3 protein-coding genes are annotated in these 20301 nt (G+C 74.0%); 2 read left to right on the top strand and 1 reads right to left on the bottom strand.

Features of this window, described 5'->3' with window-relative positions:
• The first annotated feature begins 120 nt into the window (after window positions 1-120).
• Window positions 121-18879, top strand: a complete 18759-nt coding sequence (locus AC5L3C_RS02815) for an amino acid adenylation domain-containing protein (RefSeq protein WP_493646651.1) — start codon at window positions 121-123, stop codon at window positions 18877-18879.
• 24 nt (window positions 18880-18903) lie between these two features.
• Entirely contained in the window at window positions 18904-19113 is a 210-nt protein-coding gene (locus tag AC5L3C_RS02810) for an MbtH family protein (RefSeq protein ID WP_125502224.1), read from the top strand.
• Between the two features lie 70 nt (window positions 19114-19183).
• Here the strand turns inward: AC5L3C_RS02810 and AC5L3C_RS02805 are convergent, their stop codons facing one another.
• Window positions 19184-20254: an iron-siderophore ABC transporter substrate-binding protein gene (locus tag AC5L3C_RS02805; protein WP_493646649.1), complete on the bottom strand. Its 1071-nt coding sequence runs from the start codon at window positions 20252-20254 to the stop codon at window positions 19184-19186.
• Window positions 20255-20301 lie beyond the last annotated feature (47 nt).

The raw sequence follows: 20301 nt of genomic DNA, 5'->3' as shown, positions 1-20301 counted from the left end.
CCACCGTCCCATCCCGGGCGAGAAAACCACGCACCCTTTGAATTAGGTAACCCTTACCTTACTATGGCGCCGATCCCCGGCCCAGTCCGGGAAACGACCTGTCGGGGAGGGTGCACAACCGTGTGCGGTTCCGAAGAAGTCCTGGCCTACTGGCAGCGGTTGATGACACCACGCCCGCTGGAGATCCCGCTCCCCGCCGACCGGCCCCACCCGTCGGAACCGGCCACCCACCGGAAGACCCGCACCCTGACCGCCGTGCCGGACGCCCCGGAGAACGACCTGCTCGCGGCCTTCTTCGCCCTGCTGCACCGCTACAGCGGCGCACCCGACCTCACCGTCGGCCACGACGGCCTCCCGGTGCGGGTGTCCGCCGAACACGCCCCCGACTTCCGGGAACTGGCGCGGCGCGTCGCCCAGGCATGGGAGGAGGCCGAAACCCACCGGGTCCCCGTCGGCCTGCTGACCGACACCCTGCGCCCCCGGCCGACCCGCGGCGGCGGACTGCTCTTCAACACCGCGTTCGCCACGGCCACCCGCCCCGCCGGAGAACTCCCGGGCCCCGTCGACCTCCTGCTGGAGGTGAGCGACGGCGAGGCGCGCGCGACCTACGACCCGCGCCTGTTCGACGAGGCGACCGTCGACCGCCTGCTCGTCCACTACCGCACCCTGCTGGCGGCAGCCCTCGACCACCCGGAAACCCCCGTCGACCGCCTGGAGTTGATGGGGCCCGAGGAGTACCGGCGTATCGTCCTCGACTGGAACGCCACCGACCACACGGTCCCCGCGGACACCTGGCCCGCGATGTTCGCCGCACAGGTGCGCCGCCGCCCCGACGCCGTCGCGCTCGTCTTCGAGGACGAGGAACTCACCTACGCCGAACTGGACGAACGCGCCAACCGCCTCGCCCACGCCCTCCTCGCCCGCGGCGCGGGACCCGAACGGATCGTCGCGCTCGCCCTGCCGCGCTCCGCGGACCTCGTCGTCGCCGAGGCCGCCGTCCTCAAGTCGGGCGCCGCCTACCTGCCGATCGACCACGACTACCCCGTGGACCGCATCGCCTACATGCTCGGCGACGCCGCCCCCGTCTGCATGGTGACCACCACGGACACCGCCCGCGAACTGCCCGCACGGGACGGCATGACCGTCCTGGAGCTCGACGCGCCGGACACGGCCGCCGAACTGGCCGGACACCCGGCACACGACCCGGGCGCGCCGGTCACCGTCGACAACGCCGCCTACGTCATCTACACCTCCGGCTCCACCGGACGCCCCAAGGGCGTCGTCCTTGCCCACAGCGGAGTGGCCAAGCTGGTGGCCACCCAGAGCGAACGGTTCGGCATCGGCCCGGACAGCCGCGTGCTCCAGTTCGCCTCCCCGAGCTTCGACGTCGCCTTCTGGGACCTGTGCCTCGGACTGCTCTCCGGCGGCCGCCTCGTCGTCGTCCCCGCCGAGCGCCGTGTCCCCGGCGCACCGCTCGCCGACTACGCCAACGCGCACGGCATCACCTTCATGATCCTGCCGCCCGCCCTGCTCGCCGCCATGCCCGACGACGTCCAACTGCCCCCGTCCGCCACGCTGCTGGCCGGCACCGAACGCGTCTCCCCGGAACTGGTGGGCCGCTACGCGCGCGGGCGGATGATGTTCAACGCCTACGGCCCCACCGAGGCGACCACCAACTCCACCCTGGGCCTGTGCGACCCCGACATCCCGGCCGGGTCCATCGTGCCGATCGGCGTCCCCGACCCGGGCACCCGCGCCTACGTCCTCGACGCCTACCTGCGCCCCGTCCCGGCGGGCGTCACGGGCGAGCTGTACCTCGGCGGCGCGGGCCTGGCCCGCGGCTACCTCGGCCGCCCCGGCCTGACCGCCGAACGTTTCGTCGCCGACCCCTTCGGCGCACCCGGCGAACGCCTCTACCGCACCGGCGACCTCGTGCGCTGGAAGGCCGACGGCCGCCTGGAGTTCCTCGGCCGCGCCGACGCCCAGATCAAGATCCGCGGCTTCCGCATCGAACCCGGCGAGATCGAGTCCGTGCTGCGCGGCCACCCCGCCGTCGACCAGGTCACCGTCGTCGCCCGCGAGGACCGCCCCGGCGACCGCCGCCTCGCCGCCTACGTCGTCCCCTCCCTCGACCGCTCGGCCGGCCACGTCGAGGAGTGGAAGGAGGTCCACGAACTCCTCTACAGCGCCGCCGGTTCGGAGGGCTCCCAGGAGAACTTCGCGGGCTGGAACAGCATGTACGACGGGCTCCCGATCCCCGTCGAGGAGATGCGCGAGTGGCGCGGGAACACCGTGCGCCGGATCCGCGGACTCGGCCCCGCCAGGCGCGTACTGGAGATCGGCGTCGGCAGCGGCCTGATCCTCTCCCGGATCGCCCCCGACTGCGACGAGTACTGGGGCACCGACCTGTCCGCCGAGGCGATCGCCGCCCTGCGCGCCCGGACGGACCTCCCCGGCGTCCACCTGCGCGCCCAGCCCGCCCACGACACCACCGGGCTCCCCGAGCGCCACTTCGACACCGTCGTCATCAACTCCGTCGCCCAGTACTTCCCTGGCGCCGACTACCTCACCGAGGTCCTGCGCGCCGCCGCCCGGCTGCTCGCACCCGGCGGGCGGATCTTCGTCGGCGACGTCCGCAATCTGCGCCTGCTGCGCACCCTGCGCGCCGCCGTCGAGACCCGGCGCGCCACGACCGACGACAAGAGCGCCCTGCGCGCCGCGGTCGAGCAGTCGGTGCGCTGGGAGGGCGAACTCCTGCTGGACCCCGACTACTTCGCCGCCCTGGACGGCTTCGACGCCGAGATCCGCGTCAAGCGGGGCGCCCACCACAACGAGCTGACCCGCTACCGGTACGACGTCGTCCTGCACCCCGGCCGGCAGGCGGCCGCACCCGACGAGCGCGAGGTCCCCTGGGCCGGCGCGGACCACCTCGACGCGCTGCTCGCCGAGCGCCCCGCACGCCTGCGCGTCACCGGCATCCCCAACGCCCGCCTCGCCGACGACCTCGCCGACCTACGCGCCCTCGAAGGGAGCAGCCGCGCGGCCGCCCCCGCCGCCGACCCCGAGGACGTGCACGCCCTGGCCGAACGCCACGGCTACCGCGCCGCGCTCACCTGGAACGGCACCGCCGACGACGGCGCCCTCGACGCCGTCCTCGCCCGCACCGACCCGCACGCCGGCCTGTACCGCGGCAGCGACACCCATCCGCACACCAACCGCCCCGCACCCTTCCGCGACGTCCACGCCCTGATGCGGACCCTGCGCGCGCACGCCGCCGAGTGGCTGCCCGACTACATGGTCCCGTCCGCGCTGGTGCCCCTGCACACGCTGCCCGTCACCCCGAGCGGCAAGATCGACGCCCGCGCCCTGCCCGCCCCCGACCACGGCGCGATGAGCTCCGGACGCGCACCCGAGACCCCGCGCGAGAAACTGCTGTGCTCCCTCTTCGCCGAGGTGCTCGGCCTGGACGCGGTCACCGCGGAGGACGACTTCCTCGCCCTCGGCGGCGACAGCATCACCGCCATCCAACTCCTCATCCGCGCCCGCGAGTCGGGACTGCGCCTGACCACCCGGGACGTCTTCCGGCACCGCACCGCCGAGTCCCTCGCCCGCGCGGCCGTCGAACGCGTCGAGGAGGACGCCGCGCAGACACCGCTGGTGGACATCGAGCCCGGCGAACTGGCCGAGATCCAGGGGACCAACCCCCTCGACATCGAGGAACTGCTCCCGCTCACCCCACTCCAGCAGGGCTTCTTCTTCCACTCCCTGACCAGCGGCAACGGCGGCGACGTCTACGTCGTCCAGCAGGTCCTCGACCTCGCCGGCCCGGTCGACGGCACCACCCTGCGCCGCGCCGCTCAGCGCCTCCTCGACCGGCACGCACCCCTGCGCGCCGCCTTCCGCCGGCGCCCCGACGGCACCCCCGTGCAGATCATCACCCGGCACGCCGAACTGCCCTGGCGGGAGACCGACCTGTCCGCCCAGGACGGCGAGGCCCGCGAGACACTCGGCGACGCCGTCGCCGCCGACGAGCGGGCGGCCGGCTTCGACCTGGCCGCACCGCCCCTGCTGCGCTGCGCCCTGGTCCGGCTCGGCAGACACCGCAGCCGTCTCGTCCTGACCTTCCACCACGCGGTGGCCGACGGCTGGTCCCTGCCCGTCCTGCACCGCGAACTCATGGCCTGCTACGGCACCGACACCCCCGCGCTGCCCGAGGTCGCCCCCTACCGCGGCTTCCTGCGCCGCCTCGCCGGACAGGACCGCGAGGCCGCCCGCGAGGCCTGGCGCGCCGCGCTCGCCGGACTCGACGGGCCCACCCGCCTGGTCGACACCCCGGCCACCGGGGAACCGGTACGGCCCGCACACGTCCGGGTGGAACTGCCCGAACGCACCACCGCACGCCTGGCGGACCGCGCCCGCGAGCACGGCGTCACCCTCGGCACCGTCGTGCAGACCGCCTGGGGCCTGCTCCTCGGCAGGCTCACCGGCCGCGACGACGTACTCTTCGGCACCACCGTCTCCGGCCGCGACAGCGAGGTCGAGGGCATCGCCTCCATGGTCGGCCTGTTCATCAACACCCTGCCCACCCGGCTGCGCTGGGCCCCGGGCGAGACCCTGGGCACCCTGCTGACCCGGCTCCAGGAGGAGCAGGCCCGCCTGCTGGACCACCAGCAGCTCGGACTCGCCGAGATCCAGCGCCTCGCCGGACACGCCGGAGAGGGCGAACTCTTCGACACCCTGGTCGTGTTCGAGAACTATCCCGCCGCGACCGACCTGCGGGACCCCTCGGGCACCGTCCGCATCACCGGGGACGCCTTCCACGACGCCGTGCACTATCCGCTCGCACTCGTCGTCAAGCCCGGCGAACGGCTCGACCTGCGGCTCAAGCACCACACCGGGCGGCTGGACACCGACACCGTACGCCTGCTGGGGGACCGGCTGGCGCGCCTGCTGGAGGAGTTCGCCGACGACCCCGGGCAACGGGCGGCCTGTCTCGGCCTGCTCACCCCGGACGAGGCCCTGCGCGCCCACCCGGCCGGCGAGGACCGCCCGGTCCAGGCGACCACCCTCGCCGAGGCCATCGCCGCCCGGACAGCCCGTACGCCGGACGCCACAGCGGTCGTCTTCGCCGGTGAACGCCTGACCTACGCCGAACTCGACGCCCGTGCCGAGGCGTTGGCCGGCCGACTGCGGGCCCGGGGCGCCGGTCCCGGCCGGTTCGTCGCGGTCGCCGTACCCCGGTCCACCGAACTGATGGTGGCCCTGCTCGGCGTGCTGAAGTCCGGCGCCGCGTACCTCCCCGTCGATCCGGACTACCCGGCCGACCGCGTCGCCCACATGTTCGCCGACTCCGGGACGAGCACGGTGATCACGCTCGGCGGCATCGCGGACCGGCTGCCGTCCGCGGCGGCCTCCGTGCTCCTCCTCGACGAGGAGCACGGAGGCCGGCCCCCGGCCGGACCCGCACGCCCCGCCCACCCCGACGACCCCGCCTACCTGATCTACACCTCCGGCTCCACCGGCCTGCCCAAGGGCGTGATCGTCACCCACCGCGCCATCGTCAACCGGCTCGCCTGGATGCAGGGCGCGTACGGGCTGACGGCCGACGACCGGGTGCTGCAGAAGACGCCCTCCAGCTTCGACGTCTCCGTGTGGGAGTTCTTCTGGCCGCTCCTCGAAGGCGCGGCGGTCGTGCTCGCCAGGCCCGACGGCCACCGGGACCCCGCCCATCTGACGGCGCTCGTACGGGAGCAGGGCATCACGACGATGCACTTCGTGCCCTCGATGCTGGAGGCCTTCCTCCAGTCCGACGAGGTCACCGCCGACCCCTCCTGGGCCACCTCCCTGCGCCGCGTCCTCAGCAGCGGCGAGGCCCTGCCCGCCGCCGCCGCGCACCGCTGGCGCGAGCTGACCGGCGTACCCCTGCACAACCTGTACGGCCCCACCGAGGCCGCCGTCGACGTCACCCACCACCCCTTCGACGGCACCGACGAGTCCACCGCCGTGCCGATCGGCCGCCCCGTGTGGAACACCGGCCTGCGCGTGCTCGACACCTGCCTGCGCCCGGTGCCCGACGGCGTCCCCGGCGAGCTGTACCTCACCGGCGTCCAGCTCGCCCGCGGCTACCACGCCCGCCCGGCGCTCACCGCCGAACGCTTCACCGCCGACCCCTACGGCCCGCCCGGCACCCGCATGTACCGCACGGGCGACCTGGTCAGGCGCCGCCCCGACGGGGTGATCGAGTACCTGGGCCGCACCGACCGGCAGGTCAAACTGCGCGGCAACCGCATCGAACCCGGCGAGATCGAGGCCGCCCTGACCCGCCTGTCCACCGTCGCCCAGGCCGCCGTGACCGTACGGGACAACGCCCTCGTCGCCTACGTCGTCCTGTCCGCCGCGACCGACACGGAGGACCTGCGCGCGGCGCTGGCGGGCACCCTGCCCGCCCCCATGGTGCCGACCGCCTACGTCGTCCTGGACGCCCTGCCCCTGACCCCCAGCGGCAAGCTCGACCGCAACGCCCTGCCCGCCCTGCAGGCCCCGCGCGGCGAGTCCCGCGCCCCGCGCAACCCCCGCGAGCAACTGCTCACGGAGATCTTCGCCGCCGTCCTCAAGCTGCCCGACGCCGGAGTCGAGGACGACTTCTTCCTGCTCGGCGGCGACAGCATCAGTTCCATCGCCGTGGCCGGCCGCGCCCGCAGGGCCGGGCTGGTGATCGGCCCGCGCGAGGTCTTCGAGCACCGCACCCCGGCCGCGCTCGCCGAGGCGGCGACGGTCCTGGAGGACGCGGGCGGCGCGCCGGACGCCTCCGCCTTCACCCTGACCGACGAGGAACGGGCCCGCGTCGACCGGCTCGCCCCCGGACGCGTCGCGGACATCTGGCCCCTGGCCCCGCTCCAGGAGGGCCTCTTCTTCCACTCCACCTACGACGACAGCGCCCTGGACGTCTACACCGTCCACGAATCCTTCGACCTCGCCGGACGCGTCGACGCCGGCCGGCTGCGCGCCGCCACCCGCGCCCTGCTCGACCGCAACCCCTCCCTGCGTGCCGGGTTCACCAGCGAAGGGCTGCGCCGGCCGGTGCAGTTCATCGTCCGGGACGCCGAGATACCGCTCACCGAGGTGGATCTGTCCGGGCTGACGGCGGCCGAACAGGACCGGCGGATGGACGAGTTGCTGGACCAGGAGCGCGCCCGCCGCTTCGACCTCGGCCGCCCGCTGCTCTTCCGGATGCTGCTGGTCCGGCTCGGCGAGCAGCGCGGCGACCGGCTGATCGTCGGCCGCCATCTGATCCTGTGGGACGGCTGGTCGGCCTGGCTCTTCCTGGACCAGCTGTTCGCCCTGTACGAGAGCGGCGGCGACCCGGAAGGGCTCGCCCGCCCCGGCTCGTACCGCGACTACCTGACCTGGCTGGAGCACCAGGACGACTCCGCGGCCCGGCGCGCCTGGCGGGCCGCCCTGGCCGGATTCGAGGAGCCCACGCTGCTCGCCCCGGCCGTCGACGACCGAGGCGTCGAGCCGGTCATCCCGCGTCAGCTGGACGCCGTCCTCGACCCGGACACCGCCGCGCGGTTGCGGGAGACGGCGCGTCGGCACGGACTGACCCCCAACACCGTGCTCAACGCCGCCTGGGGCCTGGTGCTCGCGGGCGTGTGCGGCCGTACCGACGTCGTCTTCGGTACGACGGTCGCCGGACGCCCCAGTGAGGTGCCGGACGTCGAGAACGTCATCGGCATGTTCCTCAACACCGTGCCCGCCCGCATCGCCTTCGACCCGCGCGAACCGGTGCTGGACCTGCTGCGCCGCATCCAGGGCGAGCGTCTCGAGGTCATGCCGTACGAGCACCTCGGCCTCGGCGTGCTCCAGGCAGAGACCGGACACCGCCGCCTGTTCGACACGCTGTTCGTGCTGCGCAACGCCGACACCGACGAGCGGCTCGCGGAACTGCGCGAACGGCACGGGGCGACCGCGGTCGCCAACGTGGACGCCACGCACTACCCGGCGAACCTCGTCGTGACCCCCGGAGAGCGCGTCCGCGTGACGCTCGCCTACCGCCCGGACCTGCTCGAGGACGCCTACGCGCAGCGTCTGATCGACCGGTTCGTGCTGCTGGTCGACCGGCTCATGGCCGACCCGTCCGCACCCGTCGGCTCGCTGTCCGCGCTGCTGCCCGACGAGGCCGCCGCGCTGGCCCGCGAGGAGGAGGCGGGCCGGGCGCCCGTGCCGCACGAGACGGTCGCCGACATGCTGGCCGCCCAGGCCGCCCGCACCCCCGACGCCACCGCACTCGTCTTCGGCGGGCGGACCGTCACCTACGCCGAACTCGACGCCCGCTGCGACCGGTTGGCCCGACTGCTGATCTCACGCGGCGCCGGACCCGAGAGGGTCGTCGCGCTGGGCCTGCCGCGCTCCATCGACACCGTGGTGGCGCTGTTCGCGGTGCTGCGCACCGGGGCCGCCTACCTCCCGCTGGAGCTGGACCACCCGGCCGAGCGCCTGTCGCTGATGCTCGCCGACGCGCGCCCGCTGCTCCTGCTGTCCACCCGGGCCGTCTCCGAGACCCTCACCGGCGACATCCCGCGCGTCCTCCTGGACGACCCGGCCACGCAGGCCGAACTCGCCGCCCAGCCCGCCGAACCCGTCCGGGTGTCGTTCAGCCTGGACCACCCCGCGTACGTGATCTACACCTCCGGCTCCACCGGCCGCCCCAAGGGCGTGGTCACGCCGTACATCGGCCTGACCAACATGCAGCTCAACCACCAGAAGGAGATCTTCGCCCCGGCCATCGCCTCGGCGGGCGGACGCCGGCTGCGCATCGCGCACACCGTGTCCTTCGCCTTCGACATGTCCTGGGAAGAGCTGCTCTGGCTCGTCGAGGGCCACGAAGTGCACATCTGCGACGAGGAGTTGCGCCGCGACGCCACCGCGCTGGTCGCGTACTGCGAACAGCACCGCGTCGACGTGGTCAACGTGACCCCCACCTACGCCCATCTCCTCATCGAGGAGGGCCTGCTGGAGGGCCACCGGCCGCCGCTGGTGCTGCTGGGCGGCGAGGCGGTCACCGAGACCGTGTGGAGCACCCTGCGGGACACCGAGGGCACCTACGGCTACAACCTGTACGGACCCACCGAGTACACCATCAACACCCTCGGCGGCGGCACCCACGACAGCGCCACCCCGACCGTCGGCAAGCCCATCCGCGCCACCCGCGCCCGCATCCTCGACCCCTGGCTGCGGCCCGTCCCGGACGGTGTGGCGGGCGAGCTGTACATCGCCGGTGCGGGCCTGGCCCGCGGCTACCTCGGCCGGCCCGGCCTGACCGCCGAGCGGTTCGTCGCCGACCCCTACGGCCGGCCCGGCGAGCGCATGTACCGCACCGGCGACCTCGTACGCCGCCGCCCCGACGGCAACCTCGACTTCCTCGGCCGAACCGACGACCAGGTCAAGATCCGCGGCCACCGCGTCGAACTGGGCGAGATCGAAACGGCGCTGGCGCAGCATCCGGAGGTCTCCCAGGCCGCCGTCGTCGCCCGCGACGACACCTCCGCGCCCGGCACCCAGCGGCTCGTCGGGTACGTCGTCCCGGCCGAACCGGACGCAGGGGCCCGCGAGGTGGCCGAGGCGGACCACGTCGGGGAGTGGCGGGAGATCTACTCCGCCGAGTACTCCGAGATCGGCACCGCCGTCTTCACCGAGGACTTCGCGGGCTGGGACAGCTCCTACGACGGCACGCCCATCCCGCCGGCGCACATGCGGGAGTGGCGCGAGGCCACCGTCGAGCGCATCAAGGAGCTGCGGCCCGCCCGCATCCTGGAGATCGGCGTCGGATCCGGCCTGCTCCTGTCCCGGCTCGCCCCGGACGCCGCAGAGTACTGGGCGACCGACTTCGCGGCACCCGTGATCCGCAAGCTCGGCGAGGACATCGAGGCCGACCCCGAGCTGGCCCGCAAGGTGCGGCTGCGCTGCCAGCCGGCAGAGGTGACCGACGGGCTGCCCGCCGGCCACTTCGACACCATCGTCATCAACTCCGTCATCCAGTACTTCCCCAGCCTGGACCACCTGCGCAAGGTGATCCGGGGCGCGATGGGCCTGCTCGCCCCGGGCGGCGCCCTGTTCCTGGGCGATGTACGGGACCTGCGGCAGGCGCGCGTCCTCCAGACCGGCATCCAGGCCGCCCGCGGCGCCGAGCCGCTGCGGCAGGCCGTGGACCGCGGGCTCGCCCTGGAGAAGGAACTCCTCGTCGACCCCGACTGGTTCACCACCCTGGGCGTGGGCGTCGACCTGCGCACCAAGCGCGGACGCCGCCACAACGAGCTGACGCGCTACCGCTACGACGTCGTCCTGTACGCCGACACCGCCGACGCCCTCCGGCTGGACGGGGTGCCGGTGACGGAGTGGGGCGCCGATCTCACCCAACTCCTCGGCGGGACCGCCCCCTTCCGTGTCCGGCGCATCCCCGACGCCCGCACGGCCGCCGACCTCGCCGCGATGCGCGCGATGGACGCCGAGCCCGCCCCCGCAGCGGGCGAGGAACCCGAGGACGTACGGCGGTTGGGGGAGTGCCACGGTTTCCGGGTACTGACCACCTGGTCCGACGAGCCGGGCTTCTTCGATGCCGTCTTCGTGCCCGCGGCCGGCCCTGTCCGCACCCTCGGCCTGTACCGGCCGCGCGCCGGGCGCGGCACGGAGCCGTACGCCAACACCCCGACCGCCACCCGCGGCCAGGGCGCGCTGGTGCGCCGTATCCGGGAGGAGCTGGGGCGGCGGCTGCCGGGTTACATGGTCCCGGCCGCCTTCGTGGTGCTTCCGCGTCTGCCGATGAACGACAACGGCAAGCTCGACGTGCGCGCCCTGCCGGACGCCGAGCCCGCCGTCGCCCTGTCCGCCGGCCGCGGTCCGCGCACCCCCGTCGAGGAGGTGCTGTGCCGGCTCTTCGCCGAGGTGCTGGGCCTGCCCCGCACCGGGGCGGAGGACAACTTCTTCGAGCTGGGCGGACACTCGCTGCTCGCCACCCGGCTGATCAGCCGTGCCCGCACCGAACTCGGCGCCGAACTGGCCATCCGTGACCTGTTCGAGGCCCCGACCCCCGAACAGCTGGCCCTGCGGGCCGAGGCCGGACGGCCCGCACGCCCGGTCCTTGAGCCGGTGCCCCCGGCCGACCGCCCCGCGCGCATCCCGCTGTCGGCGGCCCAGCGGCGGCTGTGGCTCGTCGGGCGGATCACCGGCGACGGGGTCGCCTACAACTTCCCCCTCGTCGTCCGGGTACGCGGCGCGCTGGACCTCGACGCCCTGCGCGGCGCCCTGCGCGATGTGACCGACCGCCACGAGTCGCTGCGCACGCGCTTCCTCGTCGAGGACGGCGATCCGTACCAGTGGATCGCGGCGCCCGGTGAGGCCGAGCCCGAGTTCCGGGTCGCCGACTGCACCGAGGAGGAGCTGCCCGCACTGGTGGAAGCGGCCCAGCGGCGCCCCTTCGACCTGGGCACCGAACTCCCCGTCCGAGCCGAGGTGATGCGCCTCGGAGCCGAGGACACCGTGGTGGCACTCGTCCTGCACCACATCACCACCGACGAGTGGTCCGACCGCCCCTTCCTGGCCGACCTCGACCACGCCTACGCCGCCCGCACGGCCGGGCGCGCGCCCGACTGGGCGCCGCTGCCCGCGCAGTACGCCGACTACACCCTGTGGCAGGAAGCCCTGCTCACCGAGGTCGGCGAGCGGCAGCTCGACTTCTGGACGCGGACCCTGCGCGACCTGCCGGAGGAGATCCCGCTGCCCCTGGACCGCCCGGGAGCCGCGCGGACCACCGGCCGGTGCGCCGTCGTCCGCAGGGCGCTGCCGGACGGTACCGGCGACGCCCTGCGGGAGCTCGCGGGCTCCCGGCAGGCCAGTATGTTCATGCTGTTCCAGGCGGCCACAGCGGCGCTGCTGCACCGGCTCGGCGGCGGCGACGACATCCCGCTCGGCGCGCCCATCGCGGGCCGCACCGACAGCGCCGTCGACGATCTGGTCGGCTTCTTCGTGAACACGCTGGTGCTGCGCACCGATCTGTCCGGCGATCCGACCTTCGCCGAACTTCTCGACCGGGTGAAGGAGTCGGCGCTGGCCGCCTTCGAGCATCAGGACGTGCCGTTCGACCGGGTCGTGGACGCGGTCAACCCGGTCCGGGTCGCCGACCGCAACCCCCTCTTCCAGGTGATGCTCGGCTACCACCACCGGCCCGACGGCGACCCCGACCTGTTCGGGCTGCCCTCCGAGTGGTTCGACATGGACACCGGCATGGCCAAGTTCGACCTGGACTTCACCTTCGTCGACCACGGCGCCGGACGCGACATGGCGCTCCTGCTGGAGTACGCCACCGACCTCACCGACGCGGAGACCGCCACCGCCCTGGCCGACCGCCTGCTCGGCCTGCTGGAACAGATCGCCCGCGACCCCGCGCGGCCGGTGAGCACCCTGCGCGTCCTCACCGACGACGAGGAGTCCGCCGCCGCGACCGAATGGAACGACACCGCACGGCCGCCGGAGACCCGGACCGTCCCGGAGATCCTCGACGACACGGTGCGCGCCCGCCCGGACGCCACCGCCCTGGTCGCGGGGGAGACCCGGCTGACCTTCCGGGAGCTGGCCGAGCAGGTGGACTCCGTGGCCCGGCTGGCGCTGCGCCACGGCGCCGGACCCGAGACCGTGATCGGTCTCGCCCTGCCCCGCCACCTCATGGTCCCGGCCATCCTGGGCGTCCTGCGCTCCGGTGCCGCCTATCTGCCGCTGGACCCCGAATACCCGGCCGAGCGGCTGGAGTTCATGCTGCGGGACGCCTCGGCACGCCGCGTGCTCACCACGTCCGCCCTCGCCACCGAGCTGCCGGACGGCTGCGAGCGCGTCCTGCTCGACGGCACCGAGCGCGCAGCCGACGACGGCACACCCCTGCCGCCGTACCCCGACCCGTCCCACGCCGCCTACGTCATCTTCACCTCCGGCTCCACCGGCACCCCCAAGGGCGTGATCGGCACCCACCGGGGCCTGAGCAACCTCTACGGCGCCCACCGCGACGACCTGATCGGCCCCGCGGAACAGGCGACCGGACGTACCGGTCTGCGGGCGGTGCACGCCGCGTCGTTCAGCTTCGACGGCTCCTGGGACCCGCTGCTCTGGCTGCCCGCCGGACACGAACTGCACGTGACCGACGAGGTCACCATGGCCGACCCGGCCGCCCTCCTGGCGTACCTGGACCGGGAGCGGATCGACTACCTCGACGTCACCCCGACCTACCTGCGCGAACTGATCCACCACGGCTTCCTGGAGCCCGGCGGCCACCTCCCCGGCGTGCTCAGCGTCGGTGGCGAGGCCACCCCGGCCGCGCTGTGGGAACGGCTGTGCGCCCTGCCCGGCGTGCAGGTTCACGACCTGTACGGCCCCACCGAGTGCGCCGTCGACGCCTACGGCCGGCACGCCGACGCCTCGGGCCGCCGGGCGGCGCCGCTCGACAACATCCGCGCCCACGTCCTGGACCGCGCCCTGCGCCCGGTCCCGGTGGGCGTCACGGGCGAGCTGTACCTGGCGGGCGAGGGCCTGGCCCGCGGCTACCTGAACCGTCCCGGACTCACCGCCGAGCGGTTCACCGCCGACCCCTTCGGGCCGCCCGGCAGCCGTCTGTACCGCACCGGTGACCTCGTCCGCCGCCGCCGCGACGGCTCGCTCGAGTTCCAGGGGCGGGCCGACGGCCAGGTCAAGCTGCGCGGCTTCCGTATCGAACTCGGTGAGATCGAGGCGCTGCTCGCAAAGCACCCGGACGTGGCGGCGGCGGCGGTCGTCGTCCGCGAGGACACCCCGGGCGTACGCAGGCTCGTCGCCTACGTCCTGCCCGCCGGCGACCGCACCCCCGACCTCGCCGGCCTGCGCGCCCGTGCCGTCTCCGCGCTGCCCTCGCACATGGTCCCTGCCGCCTACGTCACCGTGCCCGCCCTGCCGCGCACCGTCAGCGGCAAGCTCGACGAGAAGGCGCTGCCCGCACCGGACTTCGCCACGCTCACCTCGGGACGCAGGCCCCGCAACCCGCGCGAGGACGTGCTGTGCGAGGCGTTCGCCGCGGTCCTGGACGTCCCCGAGGTCGGCATCGACGACGACTTCTTCGCGCTCGGCGGCCACTCCCTGCTCGCCATGCGGCTCACCGCACGCATCCGCGCCGCCCTCGGCACCGAGGTGTCCCTGCGCACGGTGTTCGACGCGCCCACGGTCGCCCGCCTCGCCGAGCGCCTGGCCACCGAGGGCACGGTGGGAGGCGCCGCCCGCCCGGCACTGACGGTCGTCCCTCGCCCCGAGCGGTTGCCGCTCTCGCCGGCCCAGCAGCGGCTGTGGGTGCTGTACCAGGTCGAGGGCCCCAGCGCGACGTACAACATCCCCTCGGCCTGGCGGCTGACCGGCGCGCTGGACGTCGACGCGCTGCGGGCCGCCGTGCACGATCTCGTCGTACGGCACGAGACGCTGCGGACGGTCTTCCCCGACGAGGACGGCCGGGCGTACCAGCTGATCCTCGGCCCGGACCGGGTCCGCATCTCGTTCGAGGTGGAGGACACCGACGAGGAACGGCTCGCCGAGCGGCTGGCGGAGGCCGGGGCGTACGGCTTCGAGCTGGACCGCGAACCCCCGCTGCGCGTCCATGTGTTCCGCACCGGTGAGCGGGACTGGACCCTGCTGGTGCTGCTGCACCACATCGCCGGTGACGAGTGGTCGGACGCGCCCCTGCACCGGGACCTCGCCCTCGCCTACGCCTGCCGTACGCAGGGGCGGGAGCCCGACTGGGCCCCGCTGCCGCTCCAGTACGCCGACTACACGCTGTGGCAGCGGACGCTGCTGGACTGGGTCAGCGAGCGGCAGATCGCGTACTGGCGGCAGGCCCTCGACGGTCTGCCGGAGGAACTGCTTCTGCCCTTCGACCGGCCCCGTCCGCTGGAGGCCGGCTACCGGGGCGGCTCGGCCGACCTCTCCCTGGACGGCGAACTGGCGGCGGACCTGCACCGGTTGGCGCGCGACCACGGGGTCAGTGTGTTCATGGTGCTCCAGGCGGCCGTGGCGACCCTGCTCACCCGGCTCGGCGCCGGTCACGACATCCCGATCGGCAGCCCCGTCTCCGGGCGCACCGACGCGGCCCTGGAGGACCTGGTCGGCTTCTTCCTCAACACGCTGGTGCTGCGCACGGACACCTCCGGCGACCCCACCTTCCGCGAACTGCTCGCCCGGGTGCGTGAGGCCGATCTGGCGGCCTTCGACCACCAGGACGTGCCGTTCGAGCGGCTGGTGGAGGTGCTCAACCCGGCCCGCTCCCTGGCCCGGCATCCGCTGTTCCAGGTGATGGTCGTGTACCTCGCGGCCGGCGACGAGAGCGCGGGTCTGCCCGGGCTCGACGGCCGCCGGGACGAAGTCGCGCAGGCCACGGCCAAGTTCGACCTGTCCTTCGACTTCGTGGAGCGTGCCGACGGCAGCGGTGTCGACGGCGTCCTCGAGTACAGCGCGGACCTGTTCGACCACGCCACCGCCCAGTCCTTCGCCGACCGGCTCCGCCGCGTCCTGCGCGCGGTCGCCGCCGACCCCGGCCTCACCGTGGGCCGGGTGGACATCCTCGCCCCGCAGGAGCGGCAGCGCCTGGCGGACGGCTGGCACAGCCGTCCGCTCCTCGGGCCACCGACGACCGTCCCCGCCCTCTTCGCGGCCCGCGTCCGCGAGTTCCCCGGGCTGCCGGCCGTGGCCTCCGAGGGCATCGAGCTGACCTTCGCCGAACTCGACGCGGAGGCCAACCGGCTGGCCCGGCTGCTGCGTGAACTCGGCGCGGGCCCTGAGCGGTTGGTCGCCCTCGCGCTGCCCCGCACCGCCCGCTTCCTGGTCGCCGTCCTGGCGGTGCACAAGGCGGGCGCGGCCTACCTGCCGCTCGACCCGGACGCGCCGCCGGAGCGCACGGCGGACGTCCTCGACGATGCGCGGCCCGTGATCACCCTCACCACCGGCGCGTTCACGGACCTCCTGCCTCCGGACGCCGAGCGCCTGGTCCTGGACGGGTCCGGCACGGCCGAGCGGATCGCCGCCCAGGACCCGTCCGGCCTCAAGGCGGGTACCGAGCTGACGCCCCGCCACCCGGCCTACGTCATCTACACCTCCGGTTCCACCGGCCGCCCCAAGGGAGTCGTGGTCACCCACGAGACCCTCGGCAACCTCTTCCACAGTCACCGCGAGACGCTGTACCGGCCCGCGATCGAGGCCACCGGACGGCGGAACCTGCGCGCGGGGCACGCCTGGTCGTTCTTCTTCGACGCCTCCTGGCAGCCGCAGCTCTGGCTGCTCGACGGGCACTGCGTGCACATCGTGTCCGAGGAGGTCAGGCGCGACGCCGAACTCCTCGCCGCGGCCGTGCGCGAGCACCGCTTCGACTTCCTGGAGGTCACCCCGTCCCTGTTCGCGCAGATGGCCGACAGCGGCCTGCTGGAGACAGACGACTGCCCCCTCGCCGTCGTCGGCGTCGGCGGCGAGGCGGTACCGGTCGCCCAGTGGCGGCGACTGGCCTCGCTGCGCGCCACCGAGGCGTTCAACCTCTACGGTCCGACCGAGTCCACGGTGGACGCCCTCGTCGCCCGGGTCGGCGACAGCGACCGCCCGCTGGTGGGCCGTCCGGTGGCCGGCACCCGCGCGTACGTCCTGGACGAGCGGCTGCGACCGGTGCCGCCGGGTGTCACGGGCGAGCTGTACCTCGCGGGCGGTGGACTCGCCCGCGGCTACCTCGGCGCACCCGCCCTGACCGCCGAGCGGTTCGTCGCCGACCCCTTCGGCGCCCCCGGCTCCCGTCTGTACCGCACGGGCGACCTGGCCCGCTGGACGCCCGACGGCCGGATCGACTTCCTCGGCCGGGCCGACGACCAGGTCAAGATCCGCGGCTTCCGCATCGAACCCGCCGAGATCGAGTCGGCGCTCACCACCCATCCCGCCGTCTCACAGGCCGTGGTGACCGTCAGCCAGGAGGGAGCGCGCAAACTGCTGGTGGCCTACGCCGTCGCGCCGGGCGCAGACCCGGCCGGGCTGCGGGCCCATGTCGCCGAACGGCTCCCCGACCACATGGTCCCGGCCGTCGTCGTCCCGCTCGACCGGTTCCCGCAGCTCGCCAACGGCAAGCTGGACCGCTCCGCCCTGCCCGCCCCCGACTTCTCCGCCCTGTCCTCCGGACGCGCCCCCGCCACCCCGATGGAGGAGACGCTCTGCGCGGTCGTCGCCGAGGTACTCGGACTCGAACGGGTCGGCGTGGACGACGACTTCTTCGTCCTCGGCGGCGACAGCATCGTCGCCATGCAGCTCGTCGCCCGGGCCCGGGCGGCGGGCGTACGGATCACCCCGCGCCTCGTCTTCCGGCACCGCACGGCCGCCGCCCTGAGCACGGTCGCCGAGACCGTCGGGACCGGCGGAGCCCGCAGCGAGGACGACGGCACCGGCACCGTGCCGCTCACCCCCGTGATGCACTGGCTGCGCGAACTGGGCGGCCCCTTCTCGACGTACCACCAGGCCGCCCTCGTCCGTACCCCCGCCGGCCTGGACCGGCCCGGTCTGACCGCCGTGCTCCAGGCCCTGGCCGACCGGCACGACCTGCTGCGGGCCACCCTGGTGCGGCCCTCGCGCGACGCCACGGAGGACTGGTCGCTGCACGTCCCGCCCGCCGGCACGGTCGACGCCGCGCGGTGGCTCGACCGGGTGGACGTGACCGGACTCGACGCCGAGGCGCTGGCCGCGGCGGTGCGCGAGCACGCCCACAGGGCGCGGGCACGGCTGGACCCGGACGCCGGGGCCATGGTGCGGGCCGTGTGGTTCGACGCGGGCGACGCTCCGGGACGGCTGCTGCTCATGGCCCACCACCTGGTGGTCGACGGTGTGTCGTGGCGGGTGCTGCTGCCGGACCTGGCGGCGGCCTGGCGGGACGTCTCCGCCGGGCGCGCGGTACGGCTGGATCCGGTCGAGACGTCGTTCGCCCGCTGGTCGCGGCTGCTGACCGAACTGGCCCGGGACCCCGAGCGGGAGGCCGAACTGCCCGTGTGGACGGCGGTGCTGGACGGCGGCGGCGAACCCTTCCCGCTCACCCGCCCGCCGGCCCCCGACCGCGACACCACCGCGACCCAGCGCGAGGTCGTCCTGCGGTTGCCCGCCGAGCTCACCGGGCCGCTGCTGTCGACCGTGCCCGCCGCGTTCGGCGCCGGCGTCGACGACGTCCTGCTCGCCGGGCTCGCGCTGGCGTTCGCCGACTGGCGCCGGCGGGCCGGCGGCTCCGGCACCTCCGTCCTGGTCGACCTGGAGGGCCATGGCCGCGAAGCGGAACTCGCCGGGGACGACGCCGACCTCTCCCGTACGGTGGGCTGGTTCACCAGCGTCTTCCCCGTGCGGCTCGACGCGGGCCCGGCCGATCCCGCCGACGCCTTCGCCGGCGGTCCGGCGGCCGAGGACGCCGTACGGCGGGTGCGCGAGCATCTGGCGGCGCTGCCCGCGAACGGCGTCGGCTACGGACTGCTGCGGCACCTCAACCCCCGTACCCGCGAGGTGCTGGCGGCCCGTGAACCGGCCCGCGTGGAGTTCAACTACCTCGGCCGGTTCGGCATCCCGGAGGAGACGGACTGGTCGTACGCGCCCGAGGAGGACGCGGCCGACATCGGCCCGGAGGGCGCTATGCGGGAGGGCCACGCGCTGAGCATCAACGTCGTGACCGAGGACCGGGAGGACGGGCCGGTGCTGGCCGCCCACTGGTCCCATCTGGAAGGGCTGGTGCCGCGCGAGACGGTCGAGGACCTCGCCGGGACCTGGTTCCGGGCGCTGGAGGGACTCGTCGCGCGGGCCACGAGGAACCGTCGGCCGTAGGGCCGTCGTGAGGAGAGGAAGAGCATGACCAATCCGTTCGAGGACGCCGAAGGGGTCTACCTGGTGCTCGTGAACGACGAGAACCAGCACAGCCTGTGGCCGGAGTTCGCCGAAGTGCCGGACGGCTGGCGGGCCGTCCACGGGCCCACGGGCCGGCAGGACTGCCTGGAGTACGTCGAGACCCACTGGACCGACATGCGGCCCCGCAGTCTGGCCGAGGCGATGGACGGCTGACACGGCACACGTAGCGGGGGGCGGCACCAACCGGGGCCGCCCCCCCCCGCTACGTTGTTCCCCTCCGGCGTCAGGAGGCGGGCTGCTCCACCTTCGTCCCCGGCTTGCCGTCGACGGCCGCCGCCAGCTGCGGGGCCAGCCGCTCGACGACGTACGGCAGGCTGAGGGCGGAGACGAACGACGTGGCGTTGCCGTAGTCGCTGCTCTCGTTGACGAAGACCTCGCGGCCCTCCTTCACCACGTTCAGATCCTTGTACGAGGCGTCCTTGTGCAGCTTGCCGGCCTCCTTCTCGACGTCTCCGGCGATCCAGACGACGACGTCCTGGTCGAGCAGGTCGGTGCGCTCCTTGCTGATGTTCGCGCCGAACTGGTCACCGATCGCCTTGTCCAGGTCCTTGGGCAGGGAGAAGCCGAGGTCGGTCAGGATCCGGGAGCGCGCGTCCTGGCTGCCGAAGACGAACATGCCCTCGTACGGGGTGGCCATCACCGCGCTCGCGCCCTTGAACTCGGGGTGCTCGTCGGCCGCGGCCTTGATGGTGGCCTCGGTCTCCTCGACGATCCTCGCGGCCTCGTCCGGCTTGCCGAGGGCCTGGCCGACCGTCTTCGTCAGCTCCTGCCAGGGGATGCCGAAGTCGTTGTACTCCTTCGGCTGGGCGACGACGGGCGCGAACTTGGACAGCTGCTCGTACTGCTCCTTGGTCAGGCCGCCGTAGAGCGCGAGAATCAGGTCCGGCTTGAGCGCCGCGATCTTCTCCACCTGCGGGCCGGTGCCGGTGTCCTTCAGGACGGTGGGTGTCTTGCCCCCGCCCAGCTCGTCCTCGGCCCACGGGCCGATCGCGCCCTCGTATCCGCCCAGCCACTCGGTGGTGCCGACCGGGACCTTGCCGAGCGCCAGCACCGCGTCCTGGTCGGTGAGCCCGACAGTGACGATCCGCTGCGGTTCGGCCTTGACGGTCGTACTGCCGTACTTGTGCGCGATGGTGACGGGGAAGGCGGACTCCCCGGAGGCGCCCGCCTTCGCACCGGAACCGGCGGCGTCGGATCCGGAGTCGTCCCCGCCGCAGGCCGTGGCGGCGGTGAGGAGCAGAAGCGTCGAGGCGAGCGCGGCGACGAGCCGTGGCGCTGTGCGGGAGCGGAACATCAAGGGTCCTTCGGTTCGTTTCCTGTGGTGCGGGGCGGTGCGGGGGG

It is taken from the genome of Streptomyces speibonae (assembly GCF_984686075.1).
The sequence above is the reverse complement of the archived record's forward strand: the minus strand, read 5'-3'. Positions and strand labels throughout refer to the sequence as shown.